This window comes from Mycobacterium fragae (genome assembly GCF_002102185.1).
GTDB classification, from domain to species: domain Bacteria; phylum Actinomycetota; class Actinomycetes; order Mycobacteriales; family Mycobacteriaceae; genus Mycobacterium; species Mycobacterium fragae.
The window spans coordinates 43,297-55,953 of record NZ_LQOW01000003.1 but is presented as its reverse complement, the minus strand read 5'-3'; the positions used below and the strand labels follow the sequence as shown (position 1 = coordinate 55,953).

Sequence of the window (12,657 nt, the reverse complement as noted above, 5' to 3'; positions counted from 1 at the left end):
TTCACGACGTAGCGACGCGGAGGGCGGCGATGTACACCGAATTCACGCTCACCCAAAAACGCGCGCTGGCAATCTTCACCGTCATCGCCCTGCTCTTCGCGGCGTACTTCCTGCGGACCTATTTCGTCCTCGTCGTCGTTGCCGCCGTCGGCGCGTACTTGTTCACCCCACTTTTCAAGTGGTTCGATCGGCGGCTGTCCACCGGCTTGGCGGCCACCTGCACGCTGCTGTCGGCACTGATCGCCGTCATCGTGCCCGTTGGCCTGTTGGTGCTGTTGGCAATCGTGCAGATCTCGCGCATGGTCGCCCAGGTCGCCGACTGGGTGAAGCGGACCGATCTGAGCAAGCTCGGCGAAAAGGCTTTGCACGTCGCCAACGATCTGCTCGCGCAGGTGCCGTTCGTGCACACCACCCTCACCGCCGAGTCGCTGCGAAAAGCGATGGTGACCGTTGCGCAGAAGATGGGCGAGTGGTTGCTGCAGTTCCTGCAACACGCCGCCGGAAGCCTGTTCGGCGCCGTCACTTCCGCGATCATCTTCTTGTACGTGTTCGTCGCGCTGCTCACCCATCGCGAGAAACTGCTCGACTTGATCCGGCGTCTCAATCCGCTCGGCGAAGAAGTCACCGACTTGTACCTGCAGAAGATGGGCTCGATGGTGCGCGGCACCGTGAGTGGCCAGTTCGTCATCGCGGCGTGCCAAGGCGTGGCGGGCGCTGCGTCGATCTACATCGCCGGATTTCACCACGGCTTCTTTATTTTCGCGATCCTGTTGACCGCGCTATCGATCATTCCGCTCGGTGGGGGCATCGTCACGATTCCGTCGGCATCGGGATGGTGTTCTTCGGCAACAGCGCCGGTGGCGTGTTCGTCGTGCTCTGGCATCTCATCGTGGTGACCAACCTCGACAACTTTCTGCGGCCGATACTGGTGCCGCGCGATGCCCGGCTCAACCCCGCGCTGATGCTGCTTGCGGTGTTCGCGGGCATCGCGATGTTCGGCCCATGGGGCATCGTTATCGGCCCGGTGCTGATGATCGTCGTGGTCACCACCATCGAGGTCTACCTCGCGGTATACAGGGGCGCCGAGCTCGTCCAGGGCGACGAATCGGCTACGACAGCCGCTGAGTGAGAAACTCGACCACCCGTTTGCGGGCCTCATAGGCCGGATGGCCTTCCAGTTCACGGACCTCGTCGGTGAGCACCGAATGCGCAGCCTTGCTGAAGCCGTGCTCATTGCCTGCGCCGGAAGGGATTTCGATCACCTCGAACGCGTCACCGAGTCGTTCTTTGAGCGTCTTGAACCGCTCGCCCGGTGACATCTTGTCCTCGCTGAACCGCAGTCCCATCGCGCACAAGCCATCGTTCGCGGCGCGGTCGGCGAACACGTCGAGCTCCACCCGGGACACCCCGGCGTCACGCCGCTGCTTCGGCGTCAACGGCAACGGCAGCGACGGCTGGCTCAGCACCGGCGCGAGCACGCTGTCGTCGACCGCGGCGGCCAGCGCGAAGCCACCGGTAAAGCACTGGCCGATCACCCCGACGCCCTTTCCGCCGGCCGACGCCTTGAGGTCGCGGGCCAAGGCGCGCAAGAAGACCGACACCGGCCGCTGCTTGTCCGTCGCGAATGCTGCGAATTCCCTTGCCACACAAGCGCGTGCAATGGTGGGCAGCACATAGCCTGGCGAGATCGGCCGACCAGGCTCGCCGAACAACGACGGGATCGCGACCGTGAAGCCGTTGTCCACCAGGTGATTTCCCAAGGCCAGCACTCCGGGATGGATGCCCGGTATCTCGGGTATCAGCACGACGCCGGGCCCCTTGCCCTTGCGGTAGACGTCGTGTGTGTACCCCCCGGCTGTGAACGGAGCGGCTGACCAGCCGGTCAGATCGGCCTCGGGTGCTGTCATCTAGGGTCCCTTCTTCGACGGCAACGGGGGTTGCGACTGGGTGGCCGCGGCCAGGATACGGAATTGGTCGACGCTGCCGGCACCGGCTATCGCGATCTGCGCGGGACCGGCCGGACTGTCCAGCCGGGTGGTCCACATCGGCTCGGCGCTACTCTCGCTCTGGTAGACGATCCACCGGGTGCCGTCGACGTCGACTGTGTCCGTCGGGTACGCCGACGGGTGGATCGAACCCACCAGCTTGTCCTCGTCGGCGTCGCTTTGCGTCAGGCTCAGATACATCCCCGTGGGGCTGATGTATCCGACCGTGGACGTCACCGCCCGCAGCCGCTGACCGGTCGACGGATCGGTCCGACCGCTTTCGATATCGCCGCGGCTGCCCGAGTTGGGCTGCCAGCCCGCGGGCAGCCGAGGCAACCGGACCGGGAATCCCAGCGTCTGCGCGTCGGCCCGCAAGGCGCCGGCCGCGTCGTAGGACGGCACCGTTCCGCGGTTGGTCCCGCCGGGGGCAAACGTGCACATCCCGACCATGCCTGCCAGCACGATGCAGGCGACCACCAGCGGCACGATCGACCAGAACATGTCCCGACCGTCCTGCAGCAGCCGGGGCTTGGCCGGTTTGGCCGTCGGCTGCGGCTGGCTGGTCACATCACGAGTATCCCAGCTCCCGAGCGCCGACCCGCTTCTGGGACAATCAGCAACCATGAGCGCGTCTCGTCGTGAAGCCCCGGATCGCAACCTCGCTCTGGAACTGGTGCGGGTAACCGAGGCCGGGGCGATGGCGGCGGGCCGCTGGGTGGGCCGCGGCGACAAGGAGGGCGGCGACGGGGCCGCCGTCGACGCGATGCGCGAACTCGTGAACTCGGTATCGATGCGGGGCGTGGTCGTCATCGGCGAGGGTGAGAAAGACCACGCGCCGATGCTGTACAACGGCGAGGAGGTCGGCAACGGCGACGGTCCGGACTGCGACTTCGCCGTCGACCCGATCGACGGCACCACGCTGATGAGCAAGGGCATGCCCAACGCCATTTCGGTGTTGGCAGTGGCCGACCGTGGCGCGATGTTCGACCCGTCGGCGGTGTTCTACATGAACAAGATCGCGGTGGGCCCCGAGGCCGCGCATGTGCTGGACATCACCGCGCCGATCGCCGACAACATCCGTGCGGTCGCCAAGGCCAAGGACCTCTCGGTGCGCGACATGACGGTGTGCATTCTGGAGCGGCCGCGGCACGCGGAGCTGATCGACGACGTTCGTGCCACCGGCGCGCGTATCCGGCTGATCACCGACGGTGACGTGGCCGGCGCGATCTCCGCGTGCCGACCACACTCCGGCACCGACATGCTTGCCGGTGTCGGCGGCACCCCGGAGGGCATCATCGCCGCGGCGGCGATCCGCTGCATGGGCGGCGCGATCCAGGCGCAGCTGGCGCCCAAGGACGACGCCGAGCGAGAGAAGGCGCGCGACGCCGGCTACGACCTCGACCAGGTTTTGACCACCGAGGATCTGGTGTCCGGGGAGAACGTCTTCTTCTGCGCCACCGGGGTCACCGACGGCGACCTGCTCAAGGGCGTGCGCTACTACCCCGGCGGCTGCACCACCCAGTCCATCGTGATGCGCTCGAAGTCCGGCACGGTGCGCATGATCGAGGCCTATCACCGGCTGTCGAAGCTGAACGAATACTCCGCCATCGACTTCACCGGCGATTCCAACGCGCAATATCCACTGCCGTAAACCGACATTAGCGAGGACCACACCTTATGGCCGACAGCGCCGAATACCGCATCGAGCACGACACCATGGGCGAAGTCCGGGTGCCGGCGAAAGCGTTGTGGCGAGCCCAGACTCAGCGCGCAGTGGAGAACTTTCCGATCTCCGGGCGAGGGCTGGAGCGCGCCCAGATCCGCGCGTTGGGTCTGCTGAAGGGCGCGTGCGCCCAAGTGAACAAGGACCTCGGGCTATTGAGTCCGGAGAAGGCCGACGCGATCATCGCCGCCGCCAACGAGATCGCCGACGGCCAGCATGACGACCAGTTCCCCATCGACGTGTTCCAGACCGGCTCGGGCACCAGTTCCAACATGAACACCAACGAGGTGATCGCGTCAATCGCGGCGGCCAACGGGGTCACCGTGCACCCCAACGACGACGTCAACAGGTCGCAGTCGTCCAACGACACCTTCCCGACCGCCACCCACATCGCGGCCACCGAAGCCGCTGTGCGCCATCTGATTCCAGCGCTGCAGGTGTTGCACGACGCACTGGCGGCCAAGGCTCGCGAGTGGCGCACTGTGGTGAAATCGGGCCGCACGCATTTGATGGACGCCGTTCCGGTGACGCTCGGTCAGGAGTTCTCCGGATACGCCCGGCAGGTCGAGGCCGGCATTGAAAGGGTGCGCGCGTGCCTTCCCCGGCTGGGTGAGTTGGCGATCGGCGGGACCGCGGTGGGCACCGGCCTCAACGCCCCCGATGGCTTCGGCGCCAAGGTGGTCGAGGTGCTGGTGGCCGAGACCGGGCTGACCGAATTACGTCCGGCCGTCAACTCTTTCGAGGCCCAGGCCGCCCGCGACGGGCTGGTCGAAGCGTCCGGCGCGTTGCGCACGATTGCGGTGTCGCTGACCAAGATCGGCAACGACGTCCGCTTGATGGGATCCGGCCCGCTGACCGGGTTGGCTGAGATTCAGCTGCCGGATCTGCAACCGGGCAGCTCGATCATGCCGGGCAAGGTGAATCCTGTTCTGGTGGAGGCGGTTACCCAGGTCGCAGCCCAGGTGGTCGGCAACGACGCCGCGATCGCCTGGGGCGGCGCGAACGGGGCCTTCGAGCTCAACGTCTACATCCCGATGATGGCGCGCAACATGCTCGAGTCGTTCAAGTTGCTGACCAATGTGTCGAAGCTGTTCGCCGAGCGGTGCATCAGCGGCCTGACCGCCAACGTGGAGCATCTGCGGGAGCTGGCCGAGTCGTCGCCGTCGATCGTGACGCCGCTGAACTCGGCGATCGGCTACGAAGAAGCCGCCGCGGTGGCCAAGGAAGCGCTCAAGGAGCGCAAGACCATCCGCCAGGCCGTGATCGATCGCGGGCTGATCGGCGACAAGCTGTCCGAAGAGGAACTCGACCGCCGGCTGGACGTCCTGGCCATGACCAAAGTGACCGACGAGCCGACATGATCAGCGACGAGCTTCGGCGACGCCGCCTGGCGACCATCGAAGAGCACATGAACACCGAAGTGACCAAGGAATTCGACCGGACACTGGCGACATTCAACGGGCACCCGCATTACGAGATCATGGCCACCGGGCAGGTCTTCGACGGTGACGACGAGGTGATGGGCTACTACCGGACCACGCGCACCGCCTTCCCCGACCAGCGCCACGACAACGTGCGCTACCACGTCGCCGACGACGCGATCATCACCGAATTCGACTTGCTGGGCACCAATCTCGGTGAGTTCTATGGCCTGCCGCCCACCGGCAAGGCGTTCCGGGTCCCAATCATCGCGGTGTTCTTCTTCGACGGCGATCGAATCATCAACGAGCGCATCTACTTCGACTCCGCCAGTCTGATCAGCCAGATCGGCCGCAGCGAGCTGATGGCCTTCGCCGCGGCGGGTGAGCTACCCGGTCAGGAAGGTGGCCGATGAAAGTGAGTGTGATTCAGCAATGACGACTCCTCCCGGCGGACCCTACGGTCAGGATCCCTCCGGTACGAATCCGTATGGGCAAGGCCCATATTGGGGCGGCCCGCAGCAGGGCGGTCCGCAGCAGGGCGGTCCGCAGCAGAGCGGTCCGCCGCCGGGTGGGCAGTACCCTTATCCGCCCGGTGGCCCGTATCCCTATCCGCCTCCGCAGTATCCCCAACCCGGCCAGCAGTTTCCGCCCGGCTGGGCGCCCGGACCCTATCCCGGAGGGCCACCGCCGCAGGGGCCACGTTCGAAACTGCCCTGGTTGATTGTCGCGGGCATCGCGGTGCTGGCCGTCATCGCACTGGCGGTGATCCTGGTGGTCAACGTCGGCAAGGAAAACAAGCCGACCAAGTCCGCGCCGTCGGCGACGACAAGCGCTCCGACGTCGGCGCCGAGCAATTCCAAACAGACCGCGACCGACTGCACACCCAATGTGTCCGCGGGTGAGGAGCCCAGCGGCAACGATGTCAGCGCGGGCGCGCTGTCGTTCCCGATCAGCGCGGCCCCCGGATGGACGCCGTTCGCCGACAACTCGCTCCCGAACGCCATCGACGCGGTGGGCGTGGCCAAAGAGGTGCCCGATGCCCAACAGTGGGTCATGCAGGCAGAGGTCGCGATTACCAACTTCGTCACCAGCATGAACGTCGCCGATCAAGCATCGAAGTTGATGACCTGTGTGTCCAACGGTCCCGGTTACGCAGACGTCTCGCCCACGCTGGGCCCGACGCATACGTCGTCGACAACTGTCGACGGCATCGAAGCCGCCCGGGTGGACGCCGACGTGACGATCGGCGATACCTCACGCAACGTGAAAGGCGACTCCGTCACGATCATCGCGGTCAAGACCAAGCCCGTCACGTTCTTCCTGGGCGCATCGCCGATTGGCGACGCGGATGCCCGGGCCACCATCGACAAAGTGATTGGGGCGCTGAAGATCACCACGACTTGAGGTCGCTCGGCGGTCAGGCGCCGTTGTTGGATCCGCCTGAGTTCTGGCCCGGGATGTCGGTGATCGGGAAGTTGGGCATCGGCCTGGGTGACGGTGTGTTGGGCAGCGACGGGATATCAGACGGGGGAACGTCTCGCAGGGCGTTGGCCGCAGGCCCGTTGTCACGGCTGCCGTAGACACTGCCGGGCGCTCGCGGCCCGAGCAACTGGCTGACGGTCACCAGGTGATAGTTGTTGGCCTTGAGCACGGGAATGAACTGGTAGACCAGATCGACTGTGCTGGAGTAGGTGTCGTGAAGCAACACCACCGAACCCGGCTTGATCTGCGTCATGAGCAGGTATCTGCTGGCTGCCGTGTTCGAGTCGTTGATCCAGTCGTACGGGATGACGTCCCAAAGGATTCCGGCCAGACCGGCGTTTGCGGCTTGCTGGTTCACCGCCGCGTCGGTCAGGCCGCCGGGAGGCCGCCACAGTTTCGGCCGCACGCCGGTGGCGGCGGCGATCGCGTCGTTGGCCTTGGACAACTGGCCGGGAACATCGGCCGGTGGGAGCGTCGTCATGTTCGGGTGTTCCCAGGTATGGTTGCCGATCTCCATGCCGGCGTCGACGACCCGCTTGGCGCCGGCCGGGTTGGCGGCGACCTTGTTGCCGATCTCGAAGAACGTCGCCTTGGCGTTGTTGTCGTTCAGGATGCCCAGCAGTCGGTCGGTGAACGGGGTGGGCCCGTCGTCAAACGTCAACGCCACGCACTTGACTTTCGAGCAGTCGACGACGTCGTCAGCTTCGGCGAGCCTGACGTGCCCGGTGAATGCGCCGATCGCGACGACGGCGGCGCCGGCCACGACACCGGCAACCGTGCGCCAGTACCGCAGCACCTGGGTGTCCGGTCGTCTCGGCACGCCCGAAGCCTACCGAAGCGGGGGACGAACACTAGGGCAGCGGTGCCCGGCTGATCTCCTCCAACATCTCGGTGACCAGCGCGGCGATCGGCGAGCGTTCGCTGCGCAGGAGCGTGATGTGTGCGAAAAGCGGGTGCCCCTTGAGCTTCTCGATCACCGCCGCGACCCCGTCGTGGCGGCCGACGCGCAGGTTGTCACGCTGAGCGACGTCGTGGGTCAACACCACCCGCGAGCCCGCACCGAGCCGCGACAGCACGGTCAGTAGCACGTTGCGTTCCAGCGACTGCGCCTCGTCGACGATGACGAACGAGTCGTGCAATGAGCGGCCCCGGATATGGGTCAGCGGCAGCACCTCGAGCATGCCGCGCGCAAGCACTTCGTCAAGCACCGCCGGGCTGGCCAGGCCTTCCAGGGTGTCGAATACCGCCTGCGCCCACGGGCCCATCTTGTCGCTCTCGCTGCCGGGCAGGTAGCCCAGCTCCTGGCCGCCGACCGCATACAGCGGCCGGAAGACCACCACCTTGCGGTGGGTCTGCCGCTCCAGCACGGCTTCCAGCCCCGCGCACAATGCCAACGCCGACTTGCCGGTGCCAGCTTTGCCGCCCAGCGACACGATGCCCACCGATTCGTCGAGCAGTAGGTCCAGCGCCACCCGCTGCTCGGCGGAGCGGCCGCGCAGCCCGAATGCCTCGCGGTCACCGCGTACCAGTTGGACGCGCTTGTGCGCGTTGACGCGCCCGAGCGCATGCGAGCTGCCGCCGAGCAGCCGGATCCCGGTGTGGCAGGGCAGGTCTCGGGCCGCCGCCAAGTCGACCTCGCCCTCGGCGAACAGCGCATCGATGTCCTCGGCCGCGGCTTCGATCTCGGCCATCCCGGTCCAACCGGAGATGATGACGTCTTGTGCGTGATACTCGTCGGCGGCCAGGCCGACCGCACCGGCCTTGACTCGCAATGGAATATCCTTGCTCACCAACGTGACTCGCTTGCCTTCCGCGGCGAGGTTGGCGGCGCAACTGAGAATCCGAGAGTCGTTGGTGTCCGTTCGAAACCCTGCCGGCAACACGGCCGGATCACTGTGGTTCAGTTCGACATGCAGCGTACCGCCCTGCGTCCCAACCGGAATAGGCAAGTCAAGCCGTCCGTGCTCCAGCCGAAGGTCGTCGAACAACCGCAATGCCTGACGAGCGAACCAGCCCAGCTCGTGGTGATAGCGCTTGGCTTCGAGTTCGCTGATCACGACCAGGGGAACCACCACATCGTGCTCGGCGAATCGGGTGCAGGCCCACGGATCCGACAACAACACGGAGGTGTCGAGCACATACGTCCGGATATCAGTCACGGAGCGCTCCTCGAGCCCGCGCGGCCCCGCGCAGGTGATTCGGCGGGGCGGCGGCACCAGGACCGGGGCCGGTCCCGACGTAGTCGTGACAAGAGGTGCCGTCTAGACAGCAGAGCATGTCGCTAGCCATCGGATATGACGCTACCCTCGCCCGCGCGGGTCAACCGTGCAGGCGCGCCGTGACGAGCCGGCTAGCCGATGACGAACTGCTTCAGTTCGGGCTGCTCGGCCAATCCCCATTCGGTGATGCGCTCGGAGATCGCTTGGCGCAGTTGCTCCGGGCCGAAAATGCCTGCCTCGGCGACGTTCTGCACCTTGTCTTGGTACGCGTCGATGTCGGCTCCGACGACATGGAGCTCGGCGGCGCGGGCGGCGATCGCCGCGATCGTCTCGTCACGCGCGTAGCCAAGGCAGTGCTCGACGAGGTTCGAGAAGAACAGCTCGTGGCGCGTCTCGTCTCTGGCGATCCGATCGATGAGACCGGCCAAGATGGGCTCCTCGAGCTGCGCGGCCAGGTTGCGACAGAAAACGGCGTGCGTGCGCTCGGTGAACGCCATGTACACCAAGGTTTCGATCTGGCTGTAGTGGTCGGCCCGGTAGCCCTTCATCACATACTCGACTCGGGCCTCTTCGTTCGCGGTCGGATCCACCTCCCGGGTCACCACGAGGTACTCCCGCAGCGCGATGGCGTGCAGGTGCTCCTCGGCGGTCCACCGGCCGATCCAGCGCCCCCACCACTCCTCGAGGATGAAGTGCTCGACGAACTCGCGGTGATGACCGGACAGGTTGTCCTTGACCAGCAGCAGAATCTCGCAGGCGTCGGTGAAAACCCGGGGCAACGTGGCCTGGGACGGGTCCCAATCGCGTCCGCCGAGGAAGGCGAAGTTCTCGCCCCGGTCGAACGGCACGTAATCGTGAGCGAACCAGAGGTCCTCGGTGTTGAGGTGGCGGTCCATGTTCGCTTCGACGACCGGCTCGAGCTCCTGGGTCAATGCGTTAGCGACAGGTTTGATTGCCATAAAAGTAACTGTAACTTGCGTAACAGGTTTCGTGAAATTGGGCGACGGCGCGTCAGCGATCGACCAAAGTCCAGTCTTCCAGGCCCTCGTAAAGCGGAAACTCCCTGGTCAGACGGGTGACCCGCGCGCGTAGCGCGGGGATGTCGGCCGAACCCCCTGCCGCCAGCGCGGTGCCGATGATGTCGGCGACGTCGCTGAACTCCGCGTCCCCGAAGCCACGGGTGGCCAGTGCCGGCGTGCCCACCCGCAGACCCGAGGTCACCATCGGGGGGCGCGGGTCGTTGGGGACGGCGTTGCGGTTGACGGTGATGCCGATCTGGTGCAGCAGATCCTCCGCCGCCTTGCCGTCCAGCGGCGAGTTACGCAGGTCGACGAGCACCAGGTGGACGTCGGTGCCGCCGCTGACCACCGACACGCCGGCCTTGGCCACGTCGGCGGCCAGCAGCCGTTCGGCGATGATCCGTGCCCCGGAGAGGGTGCGTTGCTGACGGTCGGCGAACTCTGGCGTGGTGGCGATCTTGAGTGCGACCGCCTTGCCGGCGATGACGTGCATCAGCGGCCCGCCCTGCTGGCCCGGGAACACCGCGGAGTTGATCGCCTTGGCGTATTCCTGCCTGCCCAGGATCATGCCGGAGCGCGCGCCGCCAAGCGTCTTGTGCACGGTGGTGGACACCACATCGGCGTGCGGCACCGGCGACGGGTGCAGGCCCACCGCGACCATCCCTGCGAAGTGCGCCATGTCCACCCAGAGCTTGGCATCGACCTCGTCGGCGATCGCCCGGAACGCCGCGAAGTCCAGAATCCGGGGATAAGCCGACCAGCCGGCGATGATCACCTTCGGGCGAAATTCCAGCGCACTGGCGCGCACGGCGTCCATGTCGATCAGGTGCGTGGTGGGGTCGACGCCGTAGAAACCGACGTCGTAGAGCTTTCCGGAGAAGTTGAGCCGCATGCCGTGGGTCAGATGGCCGCCGTTGGCCAGGTCCAGGCCGAGCAGCCGCTCCCCCGGCGACATCAACGCAGCCAGCACCGCGGCGTTGGCCTGCGCGCCCGAATGCGGCTGGACGTTGGCGAACTCCGCCCCGAACAATGCTTTCGCGCGGTCGCGCGCGATGTTCTCGACGACGTCGACGTGCTCGCAACCGCCGTAGTAGCGGCGCCCGGGCAACCCCTCCGCGTACTTGTTGGTCAGTACGCTGCCCTGGGTCTGCAGCACCGAGCGCGGCACGAAGTTCTCCGACGCGATCATCTCCAGCGTGTCGCGCTGGCGCCCCAACTCCTTGTCGAGCAGCTCGGCGATGTCGGGATCGACCTCCGCGAGCGGGGCGGACAGCACAGACGCGGCGGTGCGGGTATCGGGTGAGGCGGTCACGACGGCCAGTCTGGCATGCGGCGCCGACGAAGTGTGGGCCACGTCCGGCCCGCTATAGCGTCAGCCCCGGGTAGAGCGGGTTGGCGGCCAGCAGCTCGGCGGCCGCGTCGCGCACCCGCTGCGCGGTGCCGTCGGCCAAGGTGTACTTCGCCTTGGACGTGCCGCGCGCTCCCGCAGCAGGTTGGGTGTTCTTCAGCACGTCGACCACGAGTTCGGCGACCCGGTCGAAGTCGGCGGCGCCGAAGCCGCGCGACGTCAGCGCCGGAGTGCCGAACCGGATGCCGCTGGTGTACCAGGCGCCGTTCGGGTCGGCCGGGATCGAGTTGCGGTTGGTGACGACGCCGGCGTCCAGCAGTGCCGATTCAGCCTGACGCCCGGTCAGCCCGAACGACGTGACGTCGAGCAGCACGATGTGGTTGTCGGTGCCACCGGTGACCAGCCGCGCTCCCCGGCTGAGGAAGCCCTCGGCCAGCGCCTTGGCGTTGTCGGCGATCCGCTTTGCATAGGTCTGGAACGCCGGCTGCCGAGCCTCGGCCAAGGCAACCGCCTTGGCGGCCATGACATGCGCCAGCGGGCCGCCCAGCACCATCGGGCAGCCCTTGTCGACGGCATCGGCGTACTCCGGCTGGGCCAGGATCAGCCCACCGCGCGGACCGCGCAGCGACTTGTGCGTTGTGGTGGTGGTGACGTGGGCGTGCGGCACCGGGTCCTCGTCTCCGGTGAACACCTTGCCCGCAACCAGCCCGGCGAAGTGCGCCATGTCGACCATCAGGGTGGCGCCCACGTCGTCGGCGATCTCGCGCATCGCGGCGAAGTTGATTCGCCGCGGGTAGGCCGAGTATCCGGCGACGATGATCAGCGGCTTGAATTCCCGGGCCGCCGCGGCGAGCGCGTCGTAATCCAGCAACCCGGTTTGCGGGTCGGTGCCGTAGCTGCGTTGATGGAACATCTTGCCGGAGATATTGGGCCGAAAGCCGTGCGTGAGATGGCCCCCGGCATCCAGCGACATGCCCAGCAGCCGCTGATTGCCCAGCTTGTGCCGCAGCGCTTCCCAGTCCGCTTCGGAGAGGTCGTTGACGTGCTTGACGCCCGCGTCGGCCAGGCCGGGCGCCTCCACCCGGGTGGCCAGAATGGCCCAGTAGGCAACGAGATTGGCGTCGATACCCGAGTGCGGCTGGACATAGGCGTAGGGCGCGCCGAACAGCTCGCGGGCGTGCTCGGCGGCCACGGCCTCGACGGTGTCGACGTTTTGGCAGCCGGCGTAGAAGCGGTGCCCGATGGTGCCCTCGGCGTACTTGTCCGACAGCCAACTGCCCATCGTGAGCAGAACCGCAAGCGAGGCGTAGTTCTCGCTGGCGATCAGCTTGAGCGAATCACGTTGGTCGGCAAGCTCTTTGCGCGTAGCAGCGGCGATGCGCGGTTCGACGGACTCGATGACCTGCAGTACCGCGCGGTAGGCGCCGCTCGCGGTATCGGGGTAATCGGCAGCCATGGGT

Annotated in this window: 11 protein-coding genes and 1 pseudogene; 5 read left to right on the top strand and 7 right to left on the bottom strand. The window is 66.5% G+C overall.

The window, feature by feature from the left end; genetic code table 11:
• Positions 1 to 29 precede the first annotated feature (29 nt).
• Positions 30 to 1,129, top strand: a pseudogene (locus tag AWC06_RS01045) (AI-2E family transporter).
• Here the strand turns inward: AWC06_RS01045 and AWC06_RS01040 are convergent.
• A complete protein-coding gene (locus tag AWC06_RS01040) occupies positions 1,110 to 1,907 on the bottom strand; it encodes a dienelactone hydrolase family protein (protein ID WP_085193528.1) in 798 nt (265 codons plus the stop codon). The pseudogene AWC06_RS01045 and the gene AWC06_RS01040 sit on opposite strands and share 20 nt — an antisense overlap.
• Positions 1,908 to 2,552: a DUF4245 domain-containing protein gene (locus AWC06_RS01035; RefSeq protein WP_227370944.1), complete on the bottom strand. Its 645-nt coding sequence runs from the start codon at positions 2,550 to 2,552 to the stop codon at positions 1,908 to 1,910. It abuts the gene before it with no gap.
• A gap of 55 nt (positions 2,553 to 2,607) precedes the next feature.
• On the opposite strand from AWC06_RS01035, the gene glpX reads away from it, so the two are divergent.
• From glpX to AWC06_RS01015, 4 genes are read left to right on the top strand one after another with little or no spacing between them, the layout of a single operon-like run.
• A complete protein-coding gene (gene glpX / locus AWC06_RS01030) occupies positions 2,608 to 3,636 on the top strand; it encodes a class II fructose-bisphosphatase (RefSeq protein ID WP_169715266.1) in 1,029 nt (342 codons plus the stop codon).
• A 26-nt stretch (positions 3,637 to 3,662) separates the two neighbouring features.
• The gene (locus AWC06_RS01025; protein ID WP_085193524.1) at positions 3,663 to 5,069 is read left to right on the top strand and encodes a class II fumarate hydratase; all 1,407 of its coding nucleotides are present in this window, start codon (positions 3,663 to 3,665) and stop codon (positions 5,067 to 5,069) included.
• Positions 5,066 to 5,542: an ester cyclase gene (locus AWC06_RS01020; protein WP_085193522.1), complete on the top strand. Its 477-nt coding sequence runs from the start codon at positions 5,066 to 5,068 to the stop codon at positions 5,540 to 5,542. The genes AWC06_RS01025 and AWC06_RS01020 overlap by 4 nt, the downstream gene beginning before the upstream one ends.
• 19 nt (positions 5,543 to 5,561) lie before the next feature.
• Complete coding sequence (locus AWC06_RS01015) at positions 5,562 to 6,533, top strand: hypothetical protein (RefSeq protein ID WP_085193520.1); 972 nt, start codon at positions 5,562 to 5,564, stop codon at positions 6,531 to 6,533.
• A 13-nt stretch (positions 6,534 to 6,546) separates the two neighbouring features.
• Here the strand turns inward: AWC06_RS01015 and AWC06_RS01010 are convergent, their stop codons facing one another.
• The 5 genes from AWC06_RS01010 to AWC06_RS00990 all read right to left on the bottom strand — a co-directional run bounded on the left by AWC06_RS01010 (position 6,547) and on the right by AWC06_RS00990 (position 12,653).
• Entirely contained in the window at positions 6,547 to 7,431 is an 885-nt protein-coding gene (locus AWC06_RS01010) for a polysaccharide deacetylase family protein (RefSeq protein WP_085193518.1), read from the bottom strand.
• A gap of 31 nt (positions 7,432 to 7,462) precedes the next feature.
• Positions 7,463 to 8,770, bottom strand: coding sequence for an RNA 5'-3' helicase PhoH2 (gene phoH2, locus AWC06_RS01005; RefSeq protein WP_085193517.1), 1,308 nt, complete (start codon positions 8,768 to 8,770; stop codon positions 7,463 to 7,465).
• A gap of 191 nt (positions 8,771 to 8,961) precedes the next feature.
• Positions 8,962 to 9,789 carry an acyl-ACP desaturase gene (locus AWC06_RS01000; RefSeq protein ID WP_085193515.1) on the bottom strand — a complete coding sequence of 276 codons (828 nt, stop codon included), beginning with the start codon at positions 9,787 to 9,789 and terminating at the stop codon, positions 8,962 to 8,964.
• Positions 9,790 to 9,841: 52 nt separating this feature from the next.
• Positions 9,842 to 11,122, bottom strand: a complete 1,281-nt coding sequence (glyA, locus tag AWC06_RS00995; protein WP_085193940.1) for a serine hydroxymethyltransferase — start codon at positions 11,120 to 11,122, stop codon at positions 9,842 to 9,844.
• Positions 11,123 to 11,213: 91 nt separating this feature from the next.
• The gene (locus AWC06_RS00990) at positions 11,214 to 12,653 is read right to left on the bottom strand and encodes a glycine hydroxymethyltransferase (protein WP_085193513.1); all 1,440 of its coding nucleotides are present in this window, start codon (positions 12,651 to 12,653) and stop codon (positions 11,214 to 11,216) included.
• Positions 12,654 to 12,657 lie beyond the last annotated feature (4 nt).